The sequence below is a fragment of the Nocardiopsis sp. NPDC006938 genome (assembly GCF_042869555.1).
In the GTDB taxonomy this organism is placed as follows: domain Bacteria; phylum Actinomycetota; class Actinomycetes; order Streptosporangiales; family Streptosporangiaceae; genus Nocardiopsis.
The window spans coordinates 18,248-31,816 of record NZ_JBIAGA010000019.1; the positions used below are offsets into that span (position 1 = coordinate 18,248).

The 13,569-nt window shown below is 71.5% G+C and carries 12 protein-coding genes; 5 read left to right on the forward strand and 7 right to left on the reverse strand.

Going from position 1 to position 13,569, the window contains the following annotated elements; translation table 11 throughout:
* Window positions 1–289 precede the first annotated feature (289 nt).
* The 4 genes from ACFYL4_RS23505 to ACFYL4_RS23520 all read left to right on the forward strand — a co-directional run bounded on the left by ACFYL4_RS23505 (window position 290) and on the right by ACFYL4_RS23520 (window position 3,471).
* Window positions 290–1,279, forward strand: a complete 990-nt coding sequence (locus ACFYL4_RS23505; protein ID WP_387521043.1) for an acyl-CoA desaturase — start codon at window positions 290–292, stop codon at window positions 1,277–1,279.
* 14 nt (window positions 1,280–1,293) lie between these two features.
* On the forward strand, window positions 1,294–1,950 hold the full coding sequence (locus ACFYL4_RS23510) for a TetR/AcrR family transcriptional regulator (RefSeq protein ID WP_357766352.1): 657 nt from the start codon (window positions 1,294–1,296) through the stop codon (window positions 1,948–1,950).
* Between the two features lie 109 nt (window positions 1,951–2,059).
* On the forward strand, window positions 2,060–2,569 hold the full coding sequence (locus tag ACFYL4_RS23515; RefSeq protein WP_357766354.1) for a MarR family transcriptional regulator: 510 nt from the start codon (window positions 2,060–2,062) through the stop codon (window positions 2,567–2,569).
* 47 nt (window positions 2,570–2,616) lie between these two features.
* Window positions 2,617–3,471, forward strand: a complete 855-nt coding sequence (locus ACFYL4_RS23520) for an SGNH/GDSL hydrolase family protein (RefSeq protein WP_387521180.1) — start codon at window positions 2,617–2,619, stop codon at window positions 3,469–3,471.
* On the opposite strand, the gene ACFYL4_RS23525 is transcribed toward ACFYL4_RS23520, so the two are convergent.
* The 5 genes from ACFYL4_RS23525 to ACFYL4_RS23545 form a co-directional block, all read right to left on the reverse strand.
* Window positions 3,468–3,959 (reverse strand): glutathione peroxidase, encoded by a 492-nt coding sequence (locus ACFYL4_RS23525; protein WP_357766357.1) that lies wholly within the window; start codon window positions 3,957–3,959, stop codon window positions 3,468–3,470. The genes ACFYL4_RS23520 and ACFYL4_RS23525 overlap by 4 nt on opposite strands.
* Window positions 3,960–4,064: 105 nt before the next feature.
* Window positions 4,065–5,843, reverse strand: coding sequence for an ABC-F family ATP-binding cassette domain-containing protein (locus tag ACFYL4_RS23530; RefSeq protein ID WP_387521046.1), 1,779 nt, complete (start codon window positions 5,841–5,843; stop codon window positions 4,065–4,067).
* Between the two features lie 122 nt (window positions 5,844–5,965).
* Entirely contained in the window at window positions 5,966–6,865 is a 900-nt protein-coding gene (locus ACFYL4_RS23535) for a transketolase family protein (RefSeq protein ID WP_387521049.1), read from the reverse strand.
* Window positions 6,866–6,879: 14 nt separating this feature from the next.
* Window positions 6,880–7,590: a thiamine pyrophosphate-dependent enzyme gene (locus ACFYL4_RS23540; protein ID WP_357766366.1), complete on the reverse strand. Its 711-nt coding sequence runs from the start codon at window positions 7,588–7,590 to the stop codon at window positions 6,880–6,882.
* An 82-nt stretch (window positions 7,591–7,672) separates the two neighbouring features.
* Window positions 7,673–8,623: a 4-(cytidine 5'-diphospho)-2-C-methyl-D-erythritol kinase gene (locus tag ACFYL4_RS23545; RefSeq protein ID WP_387521051.1), complete on the reverse strand. Its 951-nt coding sequence runs from the start codon at window positions 8,621–8,623 to the stop codon at window positions 7,673–7,675.
* A 259-nt stretch (window positions 8,624–8,882) separates the two neighbouring features.
* Here ACFYL4_RS23545 and ACFYL4_RS23550 point away from each other — a divergent pair, with 259 nt between their 5' ends.
* Window positions 8,883–10,739 (forward strand): protein kinase, encoded by a 1,857-nt coding sequence (locus ACFYL4_RS23550; protein ID WP_387521055.1) that lies wholly within the window; start codon window positions 8,883–8,885, stop codon window positions 10,737–10,739.
* Window positions 10,740–10,815: 76 nt separating this feature from the next.
* Here ACFYL4_RS23550 and guaA read toward each other — a convergent pair whose 3' ends face one another.
* A complete protein-coding gene (gene guaA / locus ACFYL4_RS23555) occupies window positions 10,816–12,396 on the reverse strand; it encodes a glutamine-hydrolyzing GMP synthase (protein ID WP_357766375.1) in 1,581 nt (526 codons plus the stop codon).
* Between the two features lie 117 nt (window positions 12,397–12,513).
* Entirely contained in the window at window positions 12,514–13,527 is a 1,014-nt protein-coding gene (galE, locus tag ACFYL4_RS23560) for a UDP-glucose 4-epimerase GalE (protein ID WP_387521058.1), read from the reverse strand.
* Window positions 13,528–13,569: the final 42 nt, after the last annotated feature.

A 13,569-nucleotide genomic window follows, 5' to 3' on the forward strand; every position in this document is an offset into this window, starting at 1 on the left:
TGGGAGGCCGGTCGCGGGACGGCTGGGTAGCTCCCGGACCAGGGCTCGAACCTGGACGATGGGGACCAAAACCCCAGATGCTGCCGATTACATCATCCGGGAACGCTCCGGGCACCGGCCCGGACGTTCGACACCAACATAGCGCCTCCCCCCGGGGGCTTGCCAAACCTACGGGGTCGTAGGTTACGGTTACGTAGGAATAGGTTGGGCCGTCCCGACGGGTACTCCGGTGCCCGTGACGCCGTCCCGACCGGCGACGACGTTCTCCGTGACGAGGTGTGCAAGACCCATGACCGCAGCCCCCGAGGTGCCCACCGATGGCGCCGTGACGCCCACCGGTACCGCCGCCGACGCGCCCAGGCGCGAGGCGATCCCCGAGTACGAGCCCGAACTCCGGGGCAAGGCCGAGCGCTACACCGTCTTCGCGTTCGTCTTCGTCCCCCTGATCGCCCTGCTCGCCGCGGTGCCGTTCTTCTGGGGCTGGGGCCTGTCGATGACCGACATCGTCATCGCCACCGTCTTCTACGTGATCAGCGGCCTGGGCATCACGGTCGGCTTCCACCGCCACTTCACCCACGGCTCGTTCAAGGCCAAGCGCCCGCTGCGGATCGCGCTGGCGGTCGCGGGCTCCATGGCCATCGAGGGCAGCGTCATCAAGTGGGTGGCCGACCACCGGCGCCACCACAAGTACGCCGACGCCGAGGGCGACCCGCACTCGCCGTGGCGCTTCGGCGACGACTGGAAGTCCGTGGCCAAGGGCATGTACTACGCCCACATGGCGTGGATGTACCTGGACGAGAAGAAGACCTCGCCGCGCCGCTTCACCCCGGACCTGCTCAAGGACAAGGACGTCGTCCTCGTCGACAAGCTGTTCCTCCCGATCGTGCTGTTCTCGCTCTTCGCCCCCGCCGCCATCGGCGGCCTGGTCACCATGTCCGTGTGGGGGGCGGTCACCGCGTTCTTCTGGGCGAGCCTGGTCCGCATCGCGCTGCTGCACCACGTCACCTGGTCGATCAACTCCATCTGCCACACCATCGGCGAGGAGAACTTCGAGGTCCGCGACCGCTCCCGCAACGTGTGGTGGCTGGCCATCCCGTCGTTCGGCGAGTCCTGGCACAACCTGCACCACGCCGACCCGACCTGCGCCCGCCACGGTGTGCTGAAGGGCCAGATCGACATCTCCGCCCGGATCATCTGGATCTTCGAGAAGTTCGGGTGGGCCACCAAGGTGCGCTGGCCCAACAACGAACGACTCGCCGCCAAGCGGGTCAAGGTCTAGGATCGGTAACCATCATGGGAGCAGCCGACAGCGAGCAGGGGACCCGCGTGCGCCGAAAGCGCATGACGGGCAAGGAGCGTCGGCAACAGCTGTTGGAGATCGGCCGGGAGCTGTTCGCCGAACGAGGGTTCGACGCGACCTCCGTCGAGGAGATCGCCTCGCGGGCCGGGGTGTCCAAGCCCGTGGTCTACGAGCACTTCGGTGGCAAGGAGGGCATCTACGCCGTCGTCGTGGACCGGGAGATGCGTACGCTCCTGGACATGATGGGCGAGGCCCTCACCGCCGACCACGCCCGAAGCAAGATCGAGAAGGCAGCCCTGGCCCTGCTGCGCTACGTCGAGGAGGACAGCGTGGGGTTCCGGGTGCTCACCCGTGACTCGCACGTGGCCTCCGGGACCGGCAGTTTCGCGAGTCTGATCAACGACATCGCCAGCCAGGTCGAGCACATCATGGCGGACGAGTTCGCCGAACGCGGCTACGACCCGGCGCTCGCGCCGATGTACGCGCAGGCCCTGGTGGGCATGTGGGCGCTGACCGGCCAGTGGTGGCTGGAGGTGCGCAGGCCCAAGCGCGAGGTGGTGGCGGCGCACCTGGTGAACCTGGCCTGGAACGGTCTCTCCGCGCTGGAGTCCAAGCCGAGGCTGGACACGCGCGGGAGGCGCTCGGGCTGACCCCCTGTGGCGCCGACCACAGGACCGGTGTCGTCCCTGGTCGCCAGTGGGGCGGGTGTACTTCGTATACCCGCCCCACTATCTTGATGTCAAGAGATATGCTGTTCCCATGCGCGATGAGGTGGATGGGCTGATCGAGGCGTGGCGCTCCGAACGGCCGGACGTGGACGTGACACCCCTGGAGGTGTTCAGCCGGGTGTCCCGGCTCGCCCGCCATCTCGACCGCGCCCGCCGCACCGTCTTCACCGAGCACGCCCTGGAGCCCTGGGAGTTCGACGTCCTGGCCGAGCTCCGGCGTTCCGGCCCGCCCTACGAGCTCAGCCCCGGGCGCCTGTTGCGCGCCACACTGGTCACCTCCGGAACCATGACCAACCGCGTGGACCGGCTGGCCGCCGCCGAACTCGTCCGCCGCCGCCCCGACCCGGCCGACAAGCGCGGCGTGTTGGTACGCCTGACCGAACGCGGGGCCGAGCGGATCGACGCCGCCCTGGCCTCCCTCCTCAGCTACGAGGAGACCCTTCTCGCGCCGATGCCCGCCGCCGAGCGCGAACAGCTGGCATCGTTGCTGAGAAGCCTTCTCGCGCCCCTCGACAGGACCCCGTCCGGCCCGCAAGGGTGACCCCGGGGGCGCCCGTCACCTCCCGACAGGAGAGCGCCTTGGGAACCGTGGGAATCCGTTGGACCGCCGCCGTCGCCGCCGCCCTCGTCGTTGCGGGCTGTTCCGGTGACGACACCGGGGAACCGGCCGCGACACCGCACCACTACCTGTCCCTGGGCGACTCCCTCACGGTGGGCGTACAGCCCGACGAGCGGGGGCGGGCCCAGGAGACCTCCGAGGGCTACACCGACCTCCTGTACACCGCGCTGCGGGACACCGACTCCACCCTGCGACACGAGCGCATGGGCTGCGGCGGGGAGGACACCACGACCTTCGTCGGCGGAGGCCTCCCCCGGTGCGACGACCGCTACGAGGCGGGGTCCCAGCTCGACCAGGCCGAGGAGTTCCTGAGGGACAACGGCGACGCGGTCACCCTCGTCACCCTCACCATCGGCGGCAACAACTTCACCGGCTGTGTGAACGACGCCGGCACGATCGACGAGGACTGCGTCGAGGACGGCCTGGAACGCCTGGAGACCGAGGTACCGGTGATCGCCGACCGGCTGGTCGAGGCGGCGGGACCGAACACCCGGATCGTCGGGATGACCTACTACAACCCGTTCCTCGCGCTGGCGCTCGTCGACTCCCCGGGGGCCGCACGCAGCACGCGGCTCCTCGACCGGGTGAACACGTCGCTGACCGACTCCTACGAGGCCGCGGGCATCGACGTGGCCGACGTGGCCGAGGCCTTCGACGACGCCGACACCGAGGTGCCCGCCGACAGCACCACGGGCCTGCCCGCCAACCTCCAGCGCGTCTGCGACCTCACCTGGATGTGCGACACCGAACGGGGCCCGGACATCCACACCAACCCGGCCGGGGCCCGGACGATCGCCGAGGCCTTCCTCGAACGCGTCCGCTAGGCGGCACGGGGCAGGGACGCCTCGATGAGCTCCACGACCTCGGGGGCGTCGGGCACGGTCGCGGGCCGGAAGCGGTGCACGGTGCCGTCCGGGAGCACCAGGAACTTCTCGAAGTTCCACTTGACCCGTCCGGCCTGGCCCTGCGCGTCCGGAGCCCGGGTGAGCTCCGCGTAGAGGGGGTGCTGGCCGCGTCCGTTGACCTTCACCTTGGCGGTCATCGGGAAGGTCACCCCCCAGGTCGTCGAACAGTACTCGGCGATCTTCTCCTCACCCCCGAACTCCTGGAGGAACTGGTTGCTGGGGAACCCGATCACGGTGAACCCGCGGTCCGCGTAGCGCTCCTGGAGTGCCTCCAGGGCGCCGTACTGCGGCGTGAGCCCGCACCGGGAGGCCACGTTCACCACCAGGCGCACCTTCCCGGACCACTCGCCGAAGGTGGTCTCGCGGCCGTCGATCAGGGTCACCGGGATCTCGTCCAGGTCAGCCATGGCGTCTCCTCCTGGGTTGGGGACCGTACACGCCCTGCGAGCAGCCTACGGCGGCCGGGCCCCGCCCCGCCTCCGCCCGACGGTGTGCGTCCCCCCGGGGGGGGGTCAGTCGCCGATCAGCTCGGCCTGCTCCAGCCAGACCATCTCCAGCTCCTCCTTCTCCGAAGCGAGGGTCTTGGCCTCCGCGTCGAGTTCGGCGAGCCGGGTGTAGTCCTCCGCGGCGGCGGCCATCAGCTCGTGCAGCCGCTCCTCACGCTTGGCGATCTTGTCCATCCGCCGTTCGACGCGCTGCATCTCCTTCTGTGCGGCGCGGCGCTCGGCCTGGGACACCGCCGGGGCGGCCGCGGGCTCCTGGACGGCGGTCTCGGAGGCGCCCAGCGGAACGGTGACCTCACCCGCGCCGGCCTCGCGGCGCTCCAGGTACTCGTCGACCCCGCCGGGCAGGAACGCGAGGGTGCCGTCGCCCATCAGGGCGAGCACGCGGTCGGTGATCCGCTCCAGGAAGTACCGGTCGTGGCTGACCAGCACGAGGGAGCCCGGCCAGCCGTCGAGCAGGTCCTCCAACTCGGTGAGGGTCTCGATGTCGAGGTCGTTGGTGGGCTCGTCCAGCAGCAGCACGTTGGGCTCGTCCATGAGCAGGCGCAGCAGCTGGAGCCTGCGCCGCTCACCGCCGGACAGGTCGCCGATGGGCGTCCACTGGCGCTCGCCCCGGAAGCCGAACTTCTCCAGCATCTGGCTCGCGGTGTAGTCGCGCTTGCCGATGGTGATGTGCTCGCGCACGTCCATGACGGCCTGGAGGGGCCGGGCGGTGGGGTCGAGCTCGACGACGTTCTGGGACAGGTGCGCCAGCTTGACGGTCCGGCCGGTGCGCACGCTGCCGGAGTCCGGGGCGCGCTCCTCGGCGAGGATCTTCAACAGGGTGGACTTGCCCGCGCCGTTCACGCCGACCAGCCCGACCCGGTCGCCGGGACCCAGCTGCCAGGTGAGCTCGTCCAGCAGGGTGCGGTCGGGGATGGCGACGGAGACGTTCTTGAGGTCGATGACCGTCTTGCCCAGCCGCGAGCTGGCGAAGCGGACCAGTTCCACGGAGTCGCGCGGCGGCGGCTCGTTCGCGATGAGCTGGTTGGCCGCCTCGATGCGGAACTTCGGCTTGGACGTGCGCGCGGGCGCTCCCCTGCGCAGCCAGGCGAGCTCCTTGCGCATGAGGTTCTGGCGGCGGTCCTCCTCGGCCGCGGCCTGGCGGTCGCGTTCGGCCTTGGCCAGCACGTAGGCGGCGTACCCGCCCTCGTAGCGCTCGACCGTGCCGCGCCCGACCTCCCAGGTGCGGGTGGTCACGGCGTCCAGGAACCACCGGTCGTGGGTCACGACCACGAGGGCCTCGGGGCGGCCGCGCAGGTGCTCGGCCAGCCACGCGATGCCCTCGATGTCGAGGTGGTTGGTGGGCTCGTCCAGGATGATCAGGTCGTGGTCGTCCACCAGCAGGCGCGCCAGCCCGGAGCGGCGGCGCTCGCCGCCGGACAGCCCGGACATGGGCGTGTTCAGGTCCCAACCGCCGAGCAGACCCCGGAGGATGTCGCGGATGCGCGCGTCCCCCGCCCACTCGTGCTCGGCCCGATCGCCCAGCACGAACTCGCCGACGGTGCTGTCGGGGAAGTCGTCGCGCTGGTGCAGGAAGCCGACCCGCAGCCCGCGGTTGTGCACGACCCGGCCGGAGTCGGGTTCGGTGCGCCCGGCGAGCACGGAGATCATGGTGGACTTGCCGCCGCCGTTGCGGCCGACCACCCCGATCCGTTCGCCCTCGTCCACGCCGAGGGACACCTCGTCGAGGAGTACGAGCGGCCCGTAGGCCAGGGACACGTCCTGAAGGTTGACCAGATTCGTCATCACCCTCCATTGTGCTGCCCCCGCGACGGTGCGCGGACCGCGCCGTCCCCCGGGGAACGCCCGGGGCCGCACCACGCGAGGCCCCGGGCGGGTCGGTCGGCGGTCCCGCGTCCGGGTCCGCCCTACACCAGGAAGAAGTCGCGGGCGGACTTCGCGATTCCCTCGGTGTCCAGGCCGTGGACCCGGTCGTGGTCGGCGGCGGTGCCGTAGCCGCGCACCTCGGTACGTCGGGACACCCCGAGGGAGAGCTGCCGGTGGCGGCGGTCGGACAGGGCCTCGGCCACTTCGTGGGCGGAGGTCCCCTTGAGGTAGGGCTCCACGATGAGCACGTCGGCGTTGCCCGCCGCCCCGGCGAGCGCGCTGAGGCCCTCGTGGTCGAAGGGGCGCACGGTGGAGGTGTGCGCCACGGTGACGTCCATCCCCGCGGTGGCCTCCAGAACCCGGTCCAGCATGGGCCCCACCGCCACCACCACCCCGGCGGAGCGGGAGGAGCCGGTGCGCACCACGGTGAGGCGGGGCCCCACGGGCATCGCGGTCCGGTTGGTCTGGGTGGACAGCCGCAGGTACACCAGGTCGTCCCCGGGAACCGCGGCCTCCATCACGGCGCGGACCTCGTCGGGGTGGCCGGGCACGTGGACCGTCCAGCCGGGGAGCGCGTCCAGCACGGCGACGTCCTCGGGGGCCTGGTGGGTGCGGCCCTCGGAGGAGGTGTCGTGGGAGGCGCCGATGCTCACCAGGATCGCGCCGACGCCCTGGTGGCCGAGGGAGATCTTGAGCTGTTCGAAGGGCCGTTCGACCAGGAACGGCGCGTAGCTGTGCACGATGGGGCGCATTCCGGAGAGCGCCAGGCCCCCGGCGACGCCGATCATCGCCTGCTCGCGGATGCCGAGGTCGATCACCCTCCGGGGGTGGCGGGCGGCGGCGCGGCGGAACATCCCCGCCGAGATGGCGGCGAGCACCACGGCGGTACGGGGGTCGTTGTCGAGCGCCTCGTGGGCGGCGGCGGCGAAGGTGTCACGCATGACCTGACTCGCTTTCAGATTCCGTTGCGGACGCGGGCGACGACGACCAGCGGCCGTCCGGTGTGCTCGCGGGTGAAGGCGTCGTGGAGGGCGTCGTGGTCGCGGGCCCGGACCTCGCGGGTCTCCCAGCCCTCGATCTCGAACCTGCGGCCGATGCCGCCGGGCCAGCCGTGGGTGGCGGAGGCGTTGTCGATGACCACGACGGTGAGTTCGTCGGCGCCCAGTCGCCCGGCGGCGGCGATGGCCTCGTGGTTGCTGCCCTCGTCGAGCTCTCCGTCGCCGACCAGCACGACGACGCGGGGTCGCGTTCCGTCCGCCCGGCGCACGTCCTGGGCGCGCAGGCCCAGCGCGGTGCCGAGGCCGAGGGGGAGGCCGTGGCCGAGGGAACCGCTACCGATCTCCGCGCCGGGAACGAGGACGCGGTCGGGGTGGTGACCCAGGGGCGAGTCGAAGGCGGTCCAGCCGCGCAGGGTGGGCACGTCGAGGAAGCCCTTGGCGGCGAGGACGGCGTAGAAGGCGGCGGGGCCGTGGCCCTTGGACAGGAGGAAGCGGTCCCGGGCCGGGTCCTCGGCGGTCTCGGGGGAGACGGCCAGGACCCGGTCGTAGAGGACCCAGAGGACGTCGAGGGTCGAGTGGGCGGCGGCGTTGTGCTTCTCGTCACCCTCCATGAGCCCGATCAGGGCCGGAAGGTCGGCGTACCTGGAGAAGGTGGCTGGCGTCGTCATGCCACCAGTGTTCTTCCTCAAGCATGGTTGAGGTCAAGCGCCGGAGCGCTCCACACCCACCACGAGGAGATCGTGATTCGCGTCACACGACGGTGGCGCCAGGAACGTCCCCGTCCGCCCCGATGACCTGCTCACACAGCCCGGTGGCTCGCAGCGCCGCCACCACGGCGGCCTCCCGCTCCCCGACCACGGCCGGGTCCTCTCCCCCGCCGCCCACCAGGAACGCGCACGTGGGACCCGAGCCGGACACCTGGGCGCCCAACGCCCCGGCGGAGCGTCCCGCGTCCAGCGTCCGTCCGAGCTCCGGCAGCAGGGAGAGCGCCGCGGGCTGGAGGTCGTTGCTCAGAGAGGCGCCCAGGGCGACCGCGTCCCCCTCCGCCAGCGCCTTCTCCAGACCGCTGTCCAGTCGCGGCTCGGGAGCGTCGGGGCGCAGACGGTCGTACTCGCCGAACACGTCGGCGGTCGACAGACCGCGCGGGGAGAGCGCGAACACCCAGCGGTACCGCCCCGGGCTGGTCATCGGCTCCAGAAGTTCGCCGCGCCCGGTTCCGACCGCCGTCCCCCCGACCAGACCGAACGCGACGTCGCTGCCCAGGCGCGCGGCCAGGCCGAGCAGGCTCTCGCGGGAGAGGCCGCAGCCCCACAGGAGATCGCAGGCCACCAGCGCGGCGGCGGCGTCCGCGCTGCCCCCGGCCATACCGCCCGCCACCGGGATGCGCTTGTCCAGGTGCAGGTCCACGGGGTGGCCGGCGCCCGTCTCCTCGGCCAGCAGGATCGCGGCGCGGGCCGCGAGGTTGCGCTCGTCCAGCGGCACCCTGGCCAGGTGCGACTCGGACTGGCCGGTGGCGGTCAACGCGGTGAGGGCACGCGGCCGACGCGGCGACGCCGCCTTGACGGTAACCTCATCGAACAGCGAGACGGCGTGGAACACGTTCACGAGGGCGTGGAAGCCGTCCTCGCGTCTGGGCCCCACCGCCAACTGGAGGTTCACCTTCGCGGGGACCCGCACGGTTACGGTGGTATCAACGGTCACGAGTCCCCAATCGTAAAGGAACCCCCACCTTGCGTGAACACAGACCCCTCACCGGGGTGCGCCGTGTTCACCGCCTTCCACCGGCGCGTACCTGCGCGCCCGGGAGGGCGGGGCCCCTCGAACCGGGGTTCGTCACCACTGTCATGTCAGCTACCGCCCAGACCCCGAACGACCCAATCCGGTCCGTGAGTGGGAATCAGGGCACAAACACCGCTACCTTGGGGCAAGGCGGAGTTTGGACACCGTCGGGGAGGGTCGCTTGCCGTCGGATGGGCTCCCGAAGAACCTGGAACCGCTGGCCGCCGGAGATCCGGCCACCATCGGTCCCTACGTGCTGTCCGGGAAGCTGGGCAGCGGCGGCATGGGCACCGTCTACCTGGGCAGCACGCCGGAGAAGAACAACCAGGTAGCCATCAAGGTCATCCGTCCGGAGCTCGCCTTCGACGAGCAGACCCGGGCGCGCTTTCGCGACGAGATGGAGAACGCGCGCAAGGTCGCCTCCTTCTGCACCGCCAAGGTGCTCGACCACGGGACGTTCGAGAACCGCCCCTACATGGTCACCGAGTACATCGCGGGCACGGCCCTGGCCGAGCACATCGCCGAGCACGGCCCGCTGGACTCCTCCACGCTGCACGGCTTCGCCCTGGGCGTGGCCGCCGCGCTCGCCGCCATCCACCGCACCGGGCTGGTCCACCGCGACCTCAAGCCCGCCAACGTCCTGCTGTCGCTCTCCGGCCCCCGGGTGATCGATTTCGGCATCGCGCGGGCGATGAACACCGCGACCAACCACACCCAGACCGGCATCGTCATGGGCAGCCCCGGTTGGATGGCGCCCGAACAGCTGCTGGAGGAGAAGGTCACCACCTCGGCGGACATCTTCGCCTGGGGCTGTCTGGTCGCGTTCGCGGGCAACGGCACGCACCCCTTCGGCAACGGTGACGCCATGACGCTGGGCAAGCGGGTGCTGTTCGCCGAACCGCAGATCGGGGACCTCGACAGCCCGCTGGACCGCCTGGTGACCCGCGCCCTGGCCAAGGAGCCGGGCCGCCGCCCCACCGCCCAGGACCTCCTGTTGGAACTGGCCGGCGGCGAGGACACCAGCAACCCCAACGACATGGTCTCGCACGCGCTGCATCAGTCCTGGCGGCCCAACCTGCCCCCGATGCCGCCCGGGATGCCGCACCCGGCGCACCAGACCATGACGGGTATGCGCCACCCGGTGCCCGGGCCGCCCTACCAGCAGGCCCCGCCGCCGATGCCGCCTCCCGCGCACCAGACCGGCAACTTCACCCGCGCGCAGCACGGCCCGCCGCCCGGACACCCCGTGGCGGGGCATCCGGCCGGGCCTCCCCCGGCCGTCCACGCCCAGCAGCGGCCCGCCCCGGCGGGCCCGCCTCCGGTGCAGCACCCCGCCGCCACCGGCCCCATCCCGATGGTGCCCCCTCCGGCCGAGCAGCAGCGGGGTCCGCAGCCGTACGTGCCGCCCGTGCCGCCGCCCCCGCACCAGCCCGCGGCCCCTGGCCGGGGCAGCGGGCTCTTCTGGGGCCTGGTCGCGGGCGGTATCGCCCTGGCCCTGTTGCTGGTGGTCGTGGCCGTACTGGTCCTCAACCAGCCCGAGGGCGGCGCCGAGCAGGGCACTCCGACCACCCGGCAGGAGCAGGACGACGTCGGCCCCGGGACCGACGACGGCCTCGGTGACGCCAGGCCCGAACCGCCCCATCCCACGAACTCCGACGGCAGTGTCACCTCGCCCGACGGCACGGTCCGGTACCGCGCCGAGTTCCAGTGCGGCAACGAGATCGACGGGCGGTCCAAGCTCAGCGGGGGCGTGTACTGCGTCGTCGACCTGTCGTTGGAGAACCTGGGGGACGACGAGATCCAGTTCAGCTCCGCGGAGCAGCGGCTGGTCACCGAGCAGGGCCGTCAGATCGGCGCGGAGACCCCCACCTCCGTCGAGAAGTTGGGGTCGCTGTGGGACCCCATCTCCCCCCGCTCCGAGGCCCACGGCGACCTGGTGTTCAGCGTCGCCTCGAACGAGCGCCCCGACACCCTGGAGCTCCTCCACGCCGAGGGCGCCCAGAGCACGGTCCTGAAGGTCTACGAGCTCCCGGACTGAGCACCCGTACCGACGTGAACGGGCCCGGCACACGGTGTGTGCCGGGCCCGTTCGTGTCAGGGGTGGCGCCGCGCCGCTACTCCCACTCGATGGTGCCCGGGGGCTTGCTGGTCACGTCCAGCGTCACCCGGTTGATCTCGCGCACCTCGTTGGTGATGCGGTTGGAGATGCGGGCGAGTACGTCGTAGGGCACGCGCGACCAGTCGGCGGTCATCGCGTCCTCACTGCTGACGGGGCGGAGCACGACGGGGTGGCCGTAGGTGCGGCCGTCGCCCTGGACGCCCACCGAGCGGACGTCGGCGAGCAGCACCACGGGGCACTGCCAGATGTCGCGGTCGAGACCGGCGCGGGTGAGCTCCTCTCGGGCGATCGCGTCGGCCTCGCGGAGGATCTCCAGGCGCTCCCGGTTGACCTCACCGATGATGCGGATGCCCAGGCCGGGGCCGGGGAAGGGCTGGCGCCACACCATCTCGGACGGCAGGCCCAGCTCCTCGCCGACCTTGCGGACCTCGTCCTTGAACAGCTCGCGCAGCGGCTCGACCAGCGTGAACTGGAGGTCGTCGGGAAGGCCGCCCACGTTGTGGTGCGACTTGATGTTCGCGGTGCCGGTGCCGCCGCCGGACTCCACGACGTCCGGGTACAGGGTGCCCTGAACCAGGAACTCGACCTCGGCGCCGTCCTCGCCGCTCTCGGCGACGACCTCGCGGGCCGCCTGCTCGAAGACGCGGATGAACTCGCGGCCGATGATCTTGCGCTTCTCCTCGGGATCGGTGACCCCGGCCAGCGCGGACAGGAAGCGCTCCTCGGCGTCGACGACCTTCAGCTTGGCGCCGGTGATCGCGACGAAGTCCTTCTCGACCTGCTCGGCCTCGCCCTTGCGGAGCAGGCCGTGGTCGACGAACACGCAGGTGAGCTGGTCGCCGACGGCGCGCTGCACCAGGGCACCGGCCACGGCGGAGTCGACACCGCCGCTGAGCGCGCAGATGACGCGCTTGTCGCCGATGTGCTCGCGGATGCGCCCCAGCTGCTCCTCGACGATGTTCACCATGGTCCAGGTGGGGCGGCAGCCCGCGCCCTCGTAGAGGAAGCGGCGCAGCAGGTCCTGGCCGTGCTCGGTGTGCATGACCTCGGGGTGGAACTGCACACCGAAGAGGCGGCGGTCGGTGTCCTCGAAGGCGGCGACCGGGGCGCCCGCGGTACTGGCGGTGCTGGTGAATCCGGCCGGGGCCTGGACCACGGAGTCACCGTGCGACATCCACACGCTCAGCTCCTCGGGCAGGCCCTCGAAGAGGACCGAGCCGGTGCTGGCGGTCAGCGCGGTGCGGCCGAACTCGCTCAGGTCGGTGCGGTCCACGACCCCGCCCAGGGCGCGCGTCATGGCCTGGAAGCCGTAGCAGATGCCGAAGGTCGGGACCCCGGTCTCGAAGAGCTCGGCCCCCACGCTCGGGGCGCCCTCGGCGTACACCGAGGACGGCCCGCCGGAGAGGATGATGGCCTTGGGATTCTTCGCGAGCATCTCCTCGACCGGCATGGTCGAGGGCACGATCTCGCTGTGCACGTGGCATTCCCGGACCCGTCGGGCGATCAGCTGCGCGTACTGCGCACCGAAGTCGACGACGAGGACGGTGTCGAACGTGCTGTCAGCACCAACGGACACGACGGAGGACCTTCCGCAGAAAGAAGTGGATGTCCCCTCAGTCTAGGCCGTTGCCCGTGGTCGGGGCGCACGCCCGGGTGTGCCGCCCGGCACGCGGGTGCGGGGGCCCGGGCGGGTTCAGCCCGCGAACCCCCGGGGGTTGGCGCGCTGCCAGCGCCAGGTGTCGCGGCAGGCGTCGTCCACCGTGAGTTCGGCTTTCCATTCCAGGTCGCGGGAGGCGGCCGAGGGGTCGGCGTAGCAGACGGCGATGTCGCCGGGACGCCGGGCGACGATGGTGTGGGGCAGCGGGGCGCCGGTGGCCCGCTCGAAGGCGCGCACGCCCTCCAGGACCGACGTGCCCCGCCCGGTGCCGAGGTTGTAGTAGCGGTGGCCGGAGGTGTCGGCGAGGTGGTCGACGGCGGCGAGGTGGCCGCCCGCCAGGTCCACCACGTGCAGGTAGTCGCGCACTCCGGTGCCGTCGGGGGTGTCGTAGTCGTCGCCGAACACGCTCAGCCGCTCACGGAGCCCCGCCGCGACCTGGGCGATGTAGGGGAAGAGGTTGTTCGGTACGCCCTGGGGGTCCTCGCCGATCAGGCCGCTGGGGTGCGCGCCGATCGGGTTGAAGTACCGCAGGGAGATGATCCGCCAGCGCGGGTCGGCGGCGGCCAGGTCGTCGAGGACCCGCTCGGCGAACAGCTTGGTGGCGCCGTAGGGGTTGGTGGCCGAGAGGTCGGCGTCCTCGGTGATGGGCACGCTGCGGGGGTCGCCGTAGACGGTGGCGGAGGAGCTGAAGACGAGGTCGCGCACCCCGGCGCCGTCCATGACCTCGCAGAGGGTGAGCAGGGCGTCGAGGTTGTTGCGGTAGTAGCGCAGGGGCCGCTGGACCGACTCGCCCACCGCCTTGTGCCCGGCCAGGTGGATGACGGCGTCGATCTCGTGCCGGTCGAACACGGCGCGCACGGCTTCGGGGTCGGTGCAGTCGGCGCGGTGGAAGGCGACCGTGCGGCCGGTGATTCGCTCGACCCTGCGGACGGCCTCCTCGTGGCTGTTGACGAGGGAGTCCAGGACGACGACGTCGTGCCCGGCCTCGAGGAGTTCGACCGCGGTGTGGGTGCCGATGTACCCGGCACCGCCGGTGAGCAGTACGTTCATCATCGCTTCCCTGGGTGGGCGCTGCGGACCCTCCCAGGATAG